The organism is Paenibacillus sp. AD87 (assembly GCF_001659845.1).
GTDB lineage: Bacteria > Bacillota > Bacilli > Paenibacillales > Paenibacillaceae > Paenibacillus > Paenibacillus marchantiae.
Genome location: NZ_LXQN01000007.1, coordinates 1,273,246 through 1,286,444, shown reverse-complemented (window position 1 = coordinate 1,286,444; position 13,199 = coordinate 1,273,246). Strand labels below are relative to the sequence as shown.

Sequence of the window (13,199 nt, the reverse complement as noted above, 5' to 3'; positions counted from 1 at the left end):
TGTCAGGGCTGTTTCGCCAGTTGTGAAATTTGAGCGTCAAGTGTGTCCAAATCAAGTTGACCGATATGAATGGTGGAGATTTTACCCGTGTCGGAGATAAAAAATGTCGTTGGCATCGGCGAAATGCCAAAATCCCGGATCGAGTTTTTGTCACGGTCGAGCATAATCGGAAACGTAACGCCCACCTGTCGAACAAAATTTTCCACGGTCATCTGGTCTTCCCCAACATTGATACCAACAAATTGCACACCCTGGTCCTTCCATTTGTCCGCTTGCGCTTGTAGCGCAGGCATCTCTTTGACACAAGGCTCACACCATGTTCCCCAGAAGTTGATTACCATGGCTTTGCCTTTGTATTCCCCAGACGTATGAACTTGTCCATCCAGGCCCAGCAGTTCAAAAGAAGGAGCTTTGTCTCCTTCTTTTGGCTTGCCATTCGAGCCGGATACCGATGTAGTAATCGCATATCCGCCCAACACCAGGATCAATAACAAAATGACGATTTGCACCGCTCTTCTTGATTTCCCCATGTGCTGCTCCCCTTTTAAGTGACTAGCAATCGCATATAACGGTCTTGGACAACTGTGAACATCCTATGAACAATTATAGCGAATTTCGTCACAAAACTGCGGCGCTTTTATGAAAATTATGTGTCCTCACATTACCTTTTTTTCATTTTTTTGGCGGGTTCTGATTTTGCGAGCGTAATCAGGTTGTTGACTTCTTCTTTGGTTAGATTGCGTGTGAGTCCCCGTTTCAGGTTTTGAAGCAAAATACCACCAAACGAAATCCGTTTCAGACGTGTTACCGGATGGTTAATCGCTTCGAACATACGTCTAACCTGACGGTTACGCCCTTCGTAAATCGTAATAGAGATAACAGATTCATTTGCTGCGGTATCCACATCTTTGTACTCAATCTCTGCCGGAGCTGTCATACCGTCGTCCAGCATAATGCCTGTCTTTAATTTCTCCAGAGCCGAACCATGTGGAACACCTTTAACGGTTGCATGATACGTTTTGGGTACGTGATGCTTCGGATGCGTCAACAAATGCGCAAACTCGCCATCATTGGTCAGAATGAGCAATCCTTCTGTGTCATAATCCAGACGACCCACTGGGTATACCCGTTCCTTGACACCTTTAAGATAGTCGGATACAATTTTCCGACCTTCAGGGTCTGAAGCACTTGTGATAACACCCTTCGGTTTGTTCAACATCATGTACACTTTCTTTTCACTGCGGATCGGTTTACCATTAACCGTAATCATATCCTCTTCGGGGTTCGCTTTCGTACCCAGTTCGGTTACGACCTCCCCGTTAACTTCTACTTTGCCGGACAGGATCAGTTCCTCGCTCTTGCGGCGGGATGCAATGCCTGCCTGTGCGATAATTTTTTGTAATCTTTCCATGTTTGTCATGTCACCTCACACTAATGATACCCATCAAGGCCGGAAATCACAAGGATAATCCATCGAATTTGTTAACATAGGGGTTGTAAACACCTTTAGAGCTGCATTTAGCTATGTATTTAGACCAAAAAGCTCACCCTTTTACTGCCTGTATGTGACAGGAGCGTTAAGGTGAGCCTTTCAATTCAACCATATGTAACCACTGCAACATGAATAAGTTTAATTGGCTACTTTACCAGCAACAACGACCTGTTTTTTTGCAGGGGTTGCACTTTCTTTAATGAAGGATTGCAACGTTTTGGAAGTAATATAATAAGTACGTCCTCCGTATACAAAGGTCATCATGCCAATAACCCGATTGTTCTGATCCAGAACAGGGCCACCTGAATTGCCTTGTGCCACTGATTTTACGATACTGCCAATACCCTTCTTGCCTGGAACATCTGAATCTTGTGAATTAAATACTCGGCTCTTAGCGATTGTATTATAAGTTGAAGGGAAATCTTCGTCCAACAGCACAAGTTCCCCGGCAGAATTTTTAGGAAATCCGATGGTATAGACAATTTGATTATCTTTCGCATTTGCAAACGTCACCGGTTGTGCGTCGATTTCTTTGTCCAGCTTCAGCAATGCCATATCTGTCACCGGATCTGTTTTGATGATTTTGGCTTTAACCGGCTTGTCCAGATGACCTGGGCTTGCTACAGTAAGTGTGCCTTCATCCCCATCAGACAGTTCAGCATAATCCTGAACGACATGATAGTTGGTTAGCACCTCATCCTTGGAGATCAGTATGGATGTACCTACATCATAATATACTGAATCGGGTTCATCCTGCTTGACCAGACGTACGTTCACAACTGGAAAAGAATCCGCTGTAACGGCCAACTGAGCACGTAGTTGTTTATCGAAGTAACCCGTAAAATGAATCGTATTAACGGCTTGAGCCGCAGCCAACCCCGTCTGTCCTGCAAGCAACGCAATGGCAAGCATACCTGACATCCCAAAGCGGAGCATCCTTTTCCAACTCTTTTGCATGGTTCTCACTCTCCTCCGCTATCATTCTAGCATAATTCGTATATCGGAAGGAGAGGGCATATTTTTAACCAAATACAATTAAACAAATAACCAAGGCAGCAATGAATCCAACCAGATCGGAAAACAACCCAACTTTGAGCGCATAGCGACCATTGCGTATACCTACCGCTCCAAAATAAACAGTCAATACATATAGTGTTGTATCCGTACTGCCTTGAATCGTGGAAGCCATGCGACCAATCATAGAGTCAGGTCCATAGGTTTTGATCAGGTCTGTCGTAAAGGCAAGCGAGCCTGTCCCGGTCAAAGGACGCAAAATACCGAGCGGCAATACTTCTCCCGGAACCCCCATCCAGGACACAAGTGGTGCGAATAGGCTGATCACATAATCCAATGCACCGGAAGCACGGAATACACTGATCGCTACCATCATACCTACCAGATGGGGAATAATGCTAATTGCCGTAGAGAAGCCATCTTTGGCCCCATCAACAAAAGATTCGTAGACCGGGACCTTTTTGGTAAACGCATATAATGGAACAAACGCGATGATAACCGGAATGGCCCAGACGGAAATCCAGTTGATGAAGGTTAACAACGTTGCTCATCCTTTCATACCGGGATTGTCACTTTTATGTACACGCGGCGGCCTGTGAAGTGCCCTGTTTCGGTACCAGCGATCGGCTACGATGGCTGCAAATGTCGCAATAATGGTTGCCATTAGCGTGGTACCTACAATTTCCGTGGCATTCGCGGAATGATAATTAAGTCGAATGGCTATCAGGGTTGTCGGAATAATGGTGATACTCGCTGTATTCAGAGCCAGCAAAGTGCACATGGCTGGGGAAGCACTTTGTTTATCCGGATTCAGCTCTTGCAGTTGCTGCATGGCTTTGATCCCCATTGGGGTTGCCGCGTTGCCTAGGCCGAGCAGATTGGCACTCATGTTGGATAAAATGTAGCCCATGGCTGGATGATTCCGCGGAACATCCGGGAACAAAAAGCCAACAACCGGACCCAGCAGCTTCGCGATTCGTCCCAGCAGCCCGGCATCCTCAGCCATTTTCATCATACCCATCCAAAACACGAGCACACTGATCAGACCAAAACATACCGTTACTCCGGTTGCTGCTCCATCAAAAGCCGCCTGCGTAACAACTTCAATTTTGCCTTGTGCTGCTGCAAAAGCAAATCCGGTTACGATCATGAGAAGCCAGATTAAATTGATCAAAGGATAACCCTCCCCTCATTATGGAGATAACAAATGGCTTAATACCGCGCGCCATGCGGAAGCCCAGGTAGAAATTTCACCGATCCCTCCCAGAGTTGCATCCTCTGTCTTCGGCTCTGGCGGAATATAACTTCCTTTGCGATACACAGGAATTGAACCCACAAGTTTCCCGTCAAGCTGCATATCAATTCGGCCAGCCAGTCCAAAAGTAGGATCTGTCGTTTTTGAATCTCCCTCTGTACTCTCCTGTGCCCGGTTATCGAGTAAAATCAGCTTTTTCGTCAATGAGGACGTCTCACTCTTCGCTAGAGGATAGGTGAACCCGCGACCTGTGACCACATCCGTGTTTTGTACAGGCTGTTCTTTTTTTGCAATTTCCACCAAAGGGAAGTTTTCAAAACCGAAATCCAGCATACGTGCATGGTCATTCCAATCGTCGCCATCGTTCAGGGTTACCGCAGCAAGCTGTTGCCCATTGCGTGTAGCAGAGCTGACCAGACAACGGAAAGCCTTTTTGGTATATCCGGTCTTTACGCCATCGGCCCCCTCGTACAACCGCAGCATTTTATTTTTGTTTTGCCAGGAGTACTCCCAGCTCTCATTCGGATTTGGAGCCGACTTGTTCTCCGTAGCTACAATACGTTTGAACACCTGATTCTTGAGCGCATACGCAGTTAAGCGTGCAAGATCATTGGCGGTGGAGTAATGACCGTCTGCGTCAAGTCCATGGGGATTCATAAAATGGGAATGGGTCAGACCAATTTGCTCTGCCTTTTTGTTCATTAACAGGACAAAGCCTTCTTCAGATCCACCGACATGTTCAGCAATCGCTGAGGCCGCATCGTTGCCTGATCGCAGCATCAGCCCATATAGCATGTTTTCAAGCGTCATTTCTTCACCCAGCTTGAGATAGATGGACGACCCTTCTTTGGCAAAAGCCGAAGAAGTTACCTTTACTTTGTCATCCAGTTTACCGTGTTCAATCGCAACAATTGCCGTCATGATTTTGGTCAAGCTGGCAATTCTCAGTTCCTTATCCCCATCTTTGCTGTACAATATTCGGCCCGATGTCACATCAATGAGAGCAGCGCTTTGCGCATGGTTTGAGGGGCCGGGGATAGTTCCCTGGGCTTCAGCAAGCCCAAATGAGGGAAACAGAAACAAAGGTACAAGCATACATGCCATAAATTTCATTAATTTTCGCATCGATTCATTCCTCCGGGTCACTTGGAATCTTGTACTAGCTTATGTCTGGACAACCCGAAGTATGTCCCAGTGTTAGAAAACAGCAAAAATCCCTCTCGCACATGCTGCGGAAGGGATCTTAACCGAATCATTATTTAGCTGTACGTAGAAGGATCAGGTGTGACAGGAATGCCGGACTCTGCCGGTTGTGCTGTATTACGATTGCGGAACATGTCCTGGATTCTATCCATCACATACGGTGTGGAATCGATCAATTTCTCGAACAGATGCGTTGAGTTGTCAAGCGGCACGATGTGTACGCCCTGTTTGCCAACTACCAGGAACGCGATAGGACGAATGGATACGCCACCCCCGCTTCCGCCTCCAAATGGTGAGGCAACCGATGCGGAGCTGGCATGTTCAGTGGTACTACTTCCGCTGCTCCCGCCGCTTCCACCTTTGCTGTTTCCATCATTTACATGAAAATCACTGCCACCCGCAGCGAATCCAAATCCCACTTTACTGATCGGCAAAATTACGGTACCATCAGGTGTTTCGACCGCATCGCCCACGATTGTATTGACATCCACCATGGCCTTGATATTTTCCATTGCGGTTTCCATTAAGCCTTGAATTGGATGATCTGACATTTAAATTCCCTCCAGTTTCAATTTAAGCTAGGTTTGATCTAACCATATCATCCCCAAACTTGAAGGGACTTATGTAAGCCAGCCATTTAACTAAACCTCAATACTACAAACCGCTGACTGGGCAAAATAAAATCCGGCAGTTGCAAGCAAACTATAGGAAATTTTCTCATACTCGGTTTCTTCTTAACTACCGAGTAGACCCAGCCAAGACGCATAGTTCCACCCCCGCCACCCCGCAATCATTTTAAATGAAAGGCGTATAACACAGGGACAGTACATACACTTAAATTTGCGATTTACTGTGTTGTTTCTTCAGCTTCAGCTTGCGTCTGCGCCGTTGTTCTTGTAAGAGTTTGAACCACATCCGCCATCCTCCCTCTACTTGAAGCACTCGGGTTAAGAGCGTAAGTCCTGCGATCATGACTGCTGAAATCCGGATCTTTAGTTTCCAATCCAGCTCGGTTTGGAACTCCATCTCGTCTTCCCACACCGGCACAACTTGTAACTTTGGCGTTTGTTCAAAACGGATTTGATAAGAGAGGTATCCAATGATGATCGACTTGATACTCCACACCCAACCGATGAGAACAGCCGTGTATGCTGCGTCGCCGACGCCAATGCGAGTGGACCAGGACAAATGAGTCATATGTACACGAGTGAGTGTTTGCTTGATCCAGAGCTTTAATGCTTCCGTTGCCCTGAGCATGATTTTTACATCCTTAGCCCATTTTTTGACTTTACGTTTGTTAACACGCTCGCTGCTCTGGGCTTCTCCCCTCGAATGATTCATTCGCTGCTCCGTCTTCACCAGAAAACCTTCCTTCATATTACGAAAGACAATACTAGGAATTTCATAGTTAATACGCACAATGCCATATAACAGACGAACCGTAATCTTGGCATAATCATCATGATTGTGTTTCCTGAATGTAAAATGCACATGAACATACGAGATGAGGACTGCGACAAGAAGCAGTGCGATCAACAAGCCGATTCCTCCAAGCCAAATCCACACAGGCCTTACCTCCAAGCCCTCAATTCTTTTCTCGTCTAGTATGACACTCTATATAGGAAAAAATTCACGTCTGACCTGAAAATTCCATTTAATCTTTGAACGACTACCTTGCACTCCATTCCACATACCACGCCAAAAAAACCGGCACCCCGAAAGGGCAACCGGTTTTGGATCGATCCAGACTGCAAAGTTATGAGTGCGAAGGATCATCTTCGTTATTAATATCGTTTGCATTTGCATCATCTTCGAGATTTGCACTATCCAGGTCCAGGTCCACATGCTGCACATCCAACTTTTCAAAAAGCAGCTGTGTTTCTTCCTCCAGGTTCTCGGAATCTTCAAACAACCCTGGCTCCGGCAGATCTTTGAGCGAAGCCAAACCAAAGTAATCCAGGAAAGACTTGGTAGTGCCATATAGAATTGGGCGTCCAATGGCCTCAGCCCGTCCCACTTCCTGAATGAGATCCTTGTTCACAAGTGTATGAATGGCACGTTCGGATTTCACCCCACGTATCTCCTCAATCTCTACCCGTGTGATAGGCTGACGGTACGCCACAATAGCGAGCGTCTCCAACGCCGCCTGGGATAAAGAGGTACGTGCAGGTGAATAAGCCAATTTCTCAAAATAGGCCGCATGTTCCGGCAAGGTACCCAGTTGGACTACCCCTGCAATTTTAAGAATTTGTACGCCTCGTCCCTGCTTGGCAAATTCAGCGATCATTTCCTCAATCGCATCCGACACCAGTTCGGTTCGCTGATCCACGATTTCGGCGATTTGTTTGATGCTCAGACCTTCTTCTCCGGACAAAAACAGCAGGCCTTCAATAATCGATTTCAATTTCGGAAAATCCATGATTCTTTGTTTCCCCTCTCCACTCCATAACGATATCCTCAAACATCCGCTCCTGATAACAGACGATCTGCTTCATCTTCATCAGTTCCAGCACCGCCAGAAAAGTTACGACAATCTCGTGCCGATAAATTTGGTTATCCAGCAACTTGGAGAATAACAGCCTGCCTCCCGGTCCCATACTTTCCAACGCACCGATGACATCGCGAATACGATCCTTAACCGAGATTTCATCCCGATGGATCCGAGTTACGGTTGTCCGCTTCTCCGCCTTGCGCAGCGCCTTCTGGAAAGCCGCAATCAGATCCGAGGTATGCAAACCCTCGACCGGATTCGATTGTGCTTCTACAGGCATATACGGCCGCAAATCCTCGGGCTCTTTGGAGAAAATAAGGCTGCGTTCCCACTCCCGTTCGTGCAAGTGACGCGCAATTCCCTTGTATTTGCGATATTCAATCAGACGCGCAATCAGTTCTGCACGTGGATCATAATCTTCATCTTCCATATATGCATAATCCTCAAAGTCCTCGATTACCGGTGGTTTGGGCAGTAATAGTTTGCTCTTGATCGACAGAAGTGTTGCCGCCATTACCAGAAATTCACTCGTAATATCCAGCTCCAGCTCCTGCATCGAATGCAGATACGCCATATATTGATCGGTAATATCGCTGATGGGAATATCCTGGATATGAATCTCTGCCTTATCGATCAGATGAAGCAGCAGATCCAAAGGTCCTTCAAAAGTCTCCAGTTTGTATGTAACTACCGTCACTAGACGAATCCTCCCGCCAGAAAAATAAAAACCCCCGCTAAGCCGCCGAATCCGGTCTCCCGTTTTCGTCTGCGCTGAGCAGGGCACTATATTAAATAAGCACTATTTTAGCTGTTTCGTCAAGTTCGCCATTTCAATAGCGGCAGTAGCTGAATCCCAGCCTTTGTTTCCTGCCTTTGTTCCAGCACGCTCAATGGCTTGTTCAATATTCTCTGTTGTAACCAGGCCGAAGATTGTAGGTACGCCTGTTTTCAGGTTAATTGCGGCTACACCCTTAGCCATCTCATTGCACACATAATCATAATGTGTTGTTGAACCACGGATAACCGTCCCCAACGTAATGACAGCATCATATTTGCCACTTTCAGCCATTTTTTGGGCAATCAACGGGATTTCAAAGGCTCCTGGAACCCAGGCTACATCCACTTCATCATCTTGTACACCGTGACGTTTGAACGCATCCAGTGCTCCACTGAGCAATTTGCTTGTAATGAACTCGTTAAAACGTCCTACAACCACTCCATATTTTAATCCTTCTGATACCAAATGTCCTTCAAAAAAGTGTGGCATTCAAGTCATCTCCCTAATTGTATTATATGATGTACGCAACTGATCTTTGGAAACTAGTTCACCCTGTTTAACCTCAGAAAAGCTACTCAGTTTTTTTCTTCATTCTGCTCGATATCGTCGAACTTTAGCATATGGCCGAGCTTCGCCTGCTTCGTGTGCAAGTAAACCGTATTGTCCTCGTTCTCTTCCATCTGAATGGCAACACGTTCCACCACTTCAAGTCCGTACCCTTCAAGCCCTTTAATTTTGCGTGGATTGTTGGTTAACAACCGAATTTGACGAACCCCTAGATCTTTGAGAATTTGGGCACCAATGCCGTAATCTCGAAGATCGGCAGCAAACCCAAGCTTCAGATTGGCATCCACGGTGTCCAGACCTTCCTCTTGCAGTTTGTAGGCTTTGAGCTTGTTGATCAGTCCAATGCCTCGTCCTTCCTGTCTCATATAGAGCAGGACGCCGTTGCCTTCGTCATGGATCTGTTTCAATGCTGCATCGAATTGTGGACCACAGTCGCATCGATGAGAATGGAATACATCCCCTGTGAGACATTCGGAGTGTACGCGGACCAATACAGGCTTCGATCCGTCAATTTCACCTTTAACCAAAGCGACATGCTCCTTGTTGTCCACCGCATTGGTGTATGCCACCGCCTGGAATTCACCAAAGTCTGTTGGCATACGTACAGCTACTTCGCGTTTAACCAACTGTTCCTTCTCATTCCGGTACCGAATCATGTCCTGAATGCTGATCAGCTTCAGATCATGCTTGCGGGCAATCTCCTGCAGATCCGGAAGTCTGGCCATCGTGCCATCTTCCTTGATCACTTCACAGATTACACCTGCCGGATAAGAACCGCACATAATAGCGAGGTCTACAGCTGCTTCCGTATGTCCCGCGCGTCTTAGCACACCGCCATCTTTGGCGATGAGTGGGAACATATGCCCCGGCTTGCGGAAATCTCCGCTTTTCGCTTCGGGATCAATTAGACCCTTGACTGTAATGGAGCGTTCATGAGCCGAGATGCCCGTTGTGGTATCTTTATGATCTACAGAGACGGTGAAAGCCGTCCCATGAAAGTCTGTATTTTGCTGAACCATAGGCTTTAGGTTGAGTTCATCGGCACGTTGCTGCGTAATGGGAACACACACCAGACCCCTACCTTCAGTAATCATGAAATTGATCACTTCAGGTGTAGCCTTTTCCGCCAAAGCGATAAAGTCGCCTTCATTCTCCCGATCCTCATCATCCACCACAATGACAGGTTTCCCCTGCATAAGATCGTAGATGGCTTCCTCAATAGAATTCAGAATGGATTTCTCTGACATAGGTCCCCCTCCAGTTTCTATTTCAATTTATATTTGTAGTTAATCAATTACGATTTGTTAAGCAAAGCCGTGATTAGCGAGGAAATCCTCACTGATACTTCGCGGCTTGCCCGCACCGGTCTCCTGATGTCCCTTACCATAGTGCAGCAGATGATCCACATATTTGCCCAAAATATCACACTCAATATTGATGGTATCTCCCGTCTTTTTCACATTTAATACGGTCTCACCAATGGTATGTGGAATAATGGATACAGTGAATGCGGTCTGTGAAGTATGCACAACGGTCAGACTAATTCCGTCCAGGGTTACAGACCCTTTGGGTATCAGATATTTGAACAGCTGCGTATCATCAGGTTTGATCTCGAAAACAATTGCATTCTGGTCACGTGTAATGCTGCCAATGACCCCAGTGCCATCGACATGGCCCTGAACGATATGCCCGCCAAAACGTCCACCTGACAGCATGGCTCGCTCCAGATTAACTTTGCTGCCGGATTGCAATTGACTAAGATTGGTATGTCGATATGTCTCGGGCATCACATCGGCAGTAAATCCGCCACCCTCCAGGGTTGTCGCAGTTAAGCATACCCCGTTTACAGCTACACTATCGCCAATCTTTAAGTCGTTCATGATGGCGGAAGCTCCGATATTCAGGACCATCGCTTCGCCTTTCCGACCTATCCGCCGGATCTGACCGACTTCTTCCACCAAACCGGTAAACATGCTACCGCCTCCTTTATTTATTTCATTATCGTTAATTCATTTATTCAGGCCAAACCGGAATTCCGCCAATGCTGATATTATCTCCAACTTGCTCAATTTCCAGCTGATGTAATTGAATCGCCTGACTCATGCGCTCTACACCCTCAAAGCGGAAACTGCCTGGTGTTTCGTATCCTCCGACAATTTTCGGAGCAATGAACATGAGCAGTCGATCTACCAACCGTGCTTCCAGCATGGACCCATTCAATGTTCCACCGCCTTCAAGCAGAATTGAACCAATCTCACGCTCACCGAGCTTGCTGAGTGCACTCAGTAGATCAACACGTGGTCCTGGACCACAACGTATAATCTCCACCCCATAGGCTTCCAGCCGCTCAGCCGCTTCAGGGCTCGCCTCATCTGTTGTAAGCACCCAGGTAGGTGCAAGGCCATCCTTGACCATTTTGGCGCCTACAGGCAGACGTAGCTTGGAATCGACCACGATTCGTACCGGGCTGATCCCTTCCACTTGCAAGCGAGTCGTGAGTTCGGGATTGTCTGCAATGACCGTTTCAACACCAACCATAATTCCTTGATGGCGATGGCGAAGAGCGTGTACAATCTCGCGAGCTGACTCGTTAGAGATCCATTTGCTGTCACCGCTACGCGTAGCAATTTTGCCATCCAGTGTAGAGGCCGTCTTTAAAGTTACAAAGGGGAGACCTGTTGTAATGTATTTGATAAATTTCTCGTTCATCCGTCTTCCGCGCTCACGCAGCACTCCAACTTCAACTTCGATCCCTTGTTGACGCAGCATGCTGATTCCTCTGCCGGATACTTGCGGATTCGGATCTTCGCAGCATACAACGACACGTTTCACTTTCTCATGAATGAGACGTTCACTGCATGGTGGAGTCTTGCCATAATGGCTACAGGGTTCGAGCGTAACGTACACTGTACTGCCTTCAGCATCACTACCCGCCATGTTCAGTGCATGAACCTCTGCATGACCCGTTCCCCGTTTGAGATGACTTCCGAGGCCCACGATACGTCCTTCTTTTACCACGACACAACCGACTACCGGATTGATTCCGGTCTGTCCTTGTGCCCGTTCTGCCATATCCAGTGCTAGCGCCATATAAAATTCATCATTAATCATTTCCAAGTCCGTTCACCCCACGGTTAAAATCTTAAGTTATAGACCTCCCTTCCAACAGAGAGGCATGTTCCATATCCAATAAAAAATCCCCGTCGAACAAACCGTTCGATGGGGATGATGAGAGACATGTGTCACCAGCAGTACTATTGATACATTGCCAACAACACATCGCCCAAAACTTCATTTCAGGCAAGTGAAAGCAGACACATACCTTAATGAACTTCAATTACAGGTAAAGAGCTTCTATGATGTGGCATATGTATGAAGATTTCCGGAAGTAACTGGATTTCTCCCTGCACAGGAAATGAATTCGTCAAAAACTGTACAGCAACACTCCTGCGGAATGCGGCCCCTAAGGACTGCACCCTCTCCTTCTCCCATCCAGACTATACTGTCGGTTCTGGAATTACACCAGATCAGCCATCTGCCACAGGCAGACGGGTCACGGACTTTGCATCAATGCTGGATAGATATCCTCACATACTGCATCACCGCCGGTAGGGAATTACACCCTGCCCTGAAGGATTCGTTGCGTTATTAATTGGATGTTAGCACTTTAACGTCAAAAAATCAATTGTTTTTTGTTCCTTTTTGTCACATACTAACTTTTAATAAGCTTAAGTGTAAACAAAAACCGCTTCGCTAATTGCGAAACGGTTTACATACGTTTATTGATTAAGCTTCTACTACTTCAACTGTTTCCATTTTGTCGCGACCTTCGAAAGCGTCCACGAATTCCATACCTTTGGTTACTTTACCAAATACAGTATGTTGTCCATCCAAATGTGGTTGCGGTTGGTAGCAGATGTAGAACTGGCTTCCGCCTGTGTTACGGCCTGCATGTGCCATAGCCAAAGTTCCACGCTCATGTTTGTTCGGGTTGATTTCACAGTTAATTGTGTAACCTGGGCCGCCTGCACCGGAACCGTTAGGGCATCCGCCTTGAGCTACAAAGCCCGGAATAACACGGTGGAATACAAGACCGTTGTAGAAACCGGAGTTAGCCAGTTTCTCAAAGTTTGCTACTGTGTTTGGAGCTTCTTGATCGAACAAATCGATTACAACTTCTCCGCCGTTTGCCATTTTGATTTTCGCTTGTTTCGCCATATGTAAATGACTCCTTTCGTATTGACCATCGTTAATGGTGCCAGAACGCATGACCCTGGGCCAAGCTTTATAGCACTTTTCTTAGTGTACACCGAAAATGGATTGATCGCAAAATAATCAGCAAGATTTTTTTCAAAATCCGGCCCTAAAGATGCAAAAGAAGACAAAAAAGAGCGTCCTT

General features: G+C 46.6%; 15 protein-coding genes and 1 riboswitch. All 15 genes read right to left on the bottom strand.

What is annotated here, in order from left to right; translation table 11 throughout:
- Window positions 1-2 precede the first annotated feature (2 nt).
- The 15 genes from gpAD87_RS05880 to gpAD87_RS05810 all read right to left on the bottom strand — a co-directional run bounded on the left by gpAD87_RS05880 (window position 3) and on the right by gpAD87_RS05810 (window position 13,018).
- Entirely contained in the window at window positions 3-530 is a 528-nt protein-coding gene (locus gpAD87_RS05880; RefSeq protein ID WP_064636819.1) for a redoxin domain-containing protein, read from the bottom strand.
- 131 nt (window positions 531-661) lie between these two features.
- Window positions 662-1,411 carry a pseudouridine synthase gene (locus gpAD87_RS05875; protein ID WP_063568319.1) on the bottom strand — a complete coding sequence of 250 codons (750 nt, stop codon included), beginning with the start codon at window positions 1,409-1,411 and terminating at the stop codon, window positions 662-664.
- Between the two features lie 219 nt (window positions 1,412-1,630).
- Window positions 1,631-2,449, bottom strand: coding sequence for a S1 family peptidase (locus tag gpAD87_RS05870; protein ID WP_064636817.1), 819 nt, complete (start codon window positions 2,447-2,449; stop codon window positions 1,631-1,633).
- Between the two features lie 64 nt (window positions 2,450-2,513).
- Complete coding sequence (locus gpAD87_RS05865; protein WP_063568317.1) at window positions 2,514-3,047, bottom strand: spore maturation protein; 534 nt, start codon at window positions 3,045-3,047, stop codon at window positions 2,514-2,516.
- 6 nt (window positions 3,048-3,053) lie between these two features.
- Window positions 3,054-3,680 carry a nucleoside recognition domain-containing protein gene (locus tag gpAD87_RS05860; RefSeq protein WP_064636815.1) on the bottom strand — a complete coding sequence of 209 codons (627 nt, stop codon included), beginning with the start codon at window positions 3,678-3,680 and terminating at the stop codon, window positions 3,054-3,056.
- A gap of 18 nt (window positions 3,681-3,698) precedes the next feature.
- Window positions 3,699-4,886: a D-alanyl-D-alanine carboxypeptidase family protein gene (locus gpAD87_RS05855; protein ID WP_064636813.1), complete on the bottom strand. Its 1,188-nt coding sequence runs from the start codon at window positions 4,884-4,886 to the stop codon at window positions 3,699-3,701.
- A 134-nt stretch (window positions 4,887-5,020) separates the two neighbouring features.
- On the bottom strand, window positions 5,021-5,515 hold the full coding sequence (ytfJ, locus tag gpAD87_RS05850) for a GerW family sporulation protein (RefSeq protein ID WP_063565747.1): 495 nt from the start codon (window positions 5,513-5,515) through the stop codon (window positions 5,021-5,023).
- A 283-nt stretch (window positions 5,516-5,798) separates the two neighbouring features.
- Complete coding sequence (locus tag gpAD87_RS05845) at window positions 5,799-6,530, bottom strand: DUF2953 domain-containing protein (RefSeq protein WP_063565746.1); 732 nt, start codon at window positions 6,528-6,530, stop codon at window positions 5,799-5,801.
- A 190-nt stretch (window positions 6,531-6,720) separates the two neighbouring features.
- Window positions 6,721-7,383 (bottom strand): SMC-Scp complex subunit ScpB, encoded by a 663-nt coding sequence (gene scpB / locus gpAD87_RS05840; RefSeq protein ID WP_064636808.1) that lies wholly within the window; start codon window positions 7,381-7,383, stop codon window positions 6,721-6,723.
- Complete coding sequence (locus gpAD87_RS05835) at window positions 7,352-8,152, bottom strand: segregation and condensation protein A (protein WP_063565744.1); 801 nt, start codon at window positions 8,150-8,152, stop codon at window positions 7,352-7,354. Before gpAD87_RS05835 ends, scpB begins: the two co-directional genes overlap by 32 nt.
- Window positions 8,153-8,254: 102 nt before the next feature.
- On the bottom strand, window positions 8,255-8,722 hold the full coding sequence (gene ribH / locus gpAD87_RS05830; RefSeq protein WP_063565743.1) for a 6,7-dimethyl-8-ribityllumazine synthase: 468 nt from the start codon (window positions 8,720-8,722) through the stop codon (window positions 8,255-8,257).
- Window positions 8,723-8,808: 86 nt separating this feature from the next.
- The gene (locus gpAD87_RS05825; protein ID WP_064636806.1) at window positions 8,809-10,047 is read right to left on the bottom strand and encodes a bifunctional 3,4-dihydroxy-2-butanone-4-phosphate synthase/GTP cyclohydrolase II; all 1,239 of its coding nucleotides are present in this window, start codon (window positions 10,045-10,047) and stop codon (window positions 8,809-8,811) included.
- Window positions 10,048-10,104: 57 nt separating this feature from the next.
- The gene (gene ribE / locus gpAD87_RS05820; protein ID WP_064636805.1) at window positions 10,105-10,773 is read right to left on the bottom strand and encodes a riboflavin synthase; all 669 of its coding nucleotides are present in this window, start codon (window positions 10,771-10,773) and stop codon (window positions 10,105-10,107) included.
- A 40-nt stretch (window positions 10,774-10,813) separates the two neighbouring features.
- Window positions 10,814-11,917, bottom strand: coding sequence for a bifunctional diaminohydroxyphosphoribosylaminopyrimidine deaminase/5-amino-6-(5-phosphoribosylamino)uracil reductase RibD (gene ribD / locus gpAD87_RS05815; protein ID WP_063565740.1), 1,104 nt, complete (start codon window positions 11,915-11,917; stop codon window positions 10,814-10,816).
- A gap of 359 nt (window positions 11,918-12,276) precedes the next feature.
- Window positions 12,277-12,440: riboswitch (FMN riboswitch) on the bottom strand.
- Window positions 12,441-12,586: 146 nt separating this feature from the next.
- Window positions 12,587-13,018 (bottom strand): peptidylprolyl isomerase, encoded by a 432-nt coding sequence (locus gpAD87_RS05810; protein WP_024630947.1) that lies wholly within the window; start codon window positions 13,016-13,018, stop codon window positions 12,587-12,589.
- Window positions 13,019-13,199: the final 181 nt, after the last annotated feature.

Bases quoted from the DNA above. Each gene is read 5' to 3' on its own strand.
- gpAD87_RS05880 (WP_064636819.1), bottom strand. From the start codon at position 530: ATGGGGAAATCAAGAAGAGCGGTGCAAATCGTCATTTTGTTATTGATC.
- gpAD87_RS05875 (WP_063568319.1), bottom strand. From the start codon at position 1,411: ATGGAAAGATTACAAAAAATTATCGCACAGGCAGGCATTGCATCCCGC.
- gpAD87_RS05870 (WP_064636817.1), bottom strand. From the start codon at position 2,449: ATGCAAAAGAGTTGGAAAAGGATGCTCCGCTTTGGGATGTCAGGTATG.
- gpAD87_RS05855 (WP_064636813.1), bottom strand. From the start codon at position 4,886: ATGCGAAAATTAATGAAATTTATGGCATGTATGCTTGTACCTTTGTTT.
- ytfJ (WP_063565747.1), bottom strand. From the start codon at position 5,515: ATGTCAGATCATCCAATTCAAGGCTTAATGGAAACCGCAATGGAAAAT.
- scpB (WP_064636808.1), bottom strand. From the start codon at position 7,383: ATGGATTTTCCGAAATTGAAATCGATTATTGAAGGCCTGCTGTTTTTG.
- ribH (WP_063565743.1), bottom strand. From the start codon at position 8,722: ATGCCACACTTTTTTGAAGGACATTTGGTATCAGAAGGATTAAAATAT.
- gpAD87_RS05825 (WP_064636806.1), bottom strand. From the start codon at position 10,047: ATGTCAGAGAAATCCATTCTGAATTCTATTGAGGAAGCCATCTACGAT.
- ribE (WP_064636805.1), bottom strand. From the start codon at position 10,773: ATGTTTACCGGTTTGGTGGAAGAAGTCGGTCAGATCCGGCGGATAGGT.
- gpAD87_RS05810 (WP_024630947.1), bottom strand. From the start codon at position 13,018: ATGGCGAAACAAGCGAAAATCAAAATGGCAAACGGCGGAGAAGTTGTA.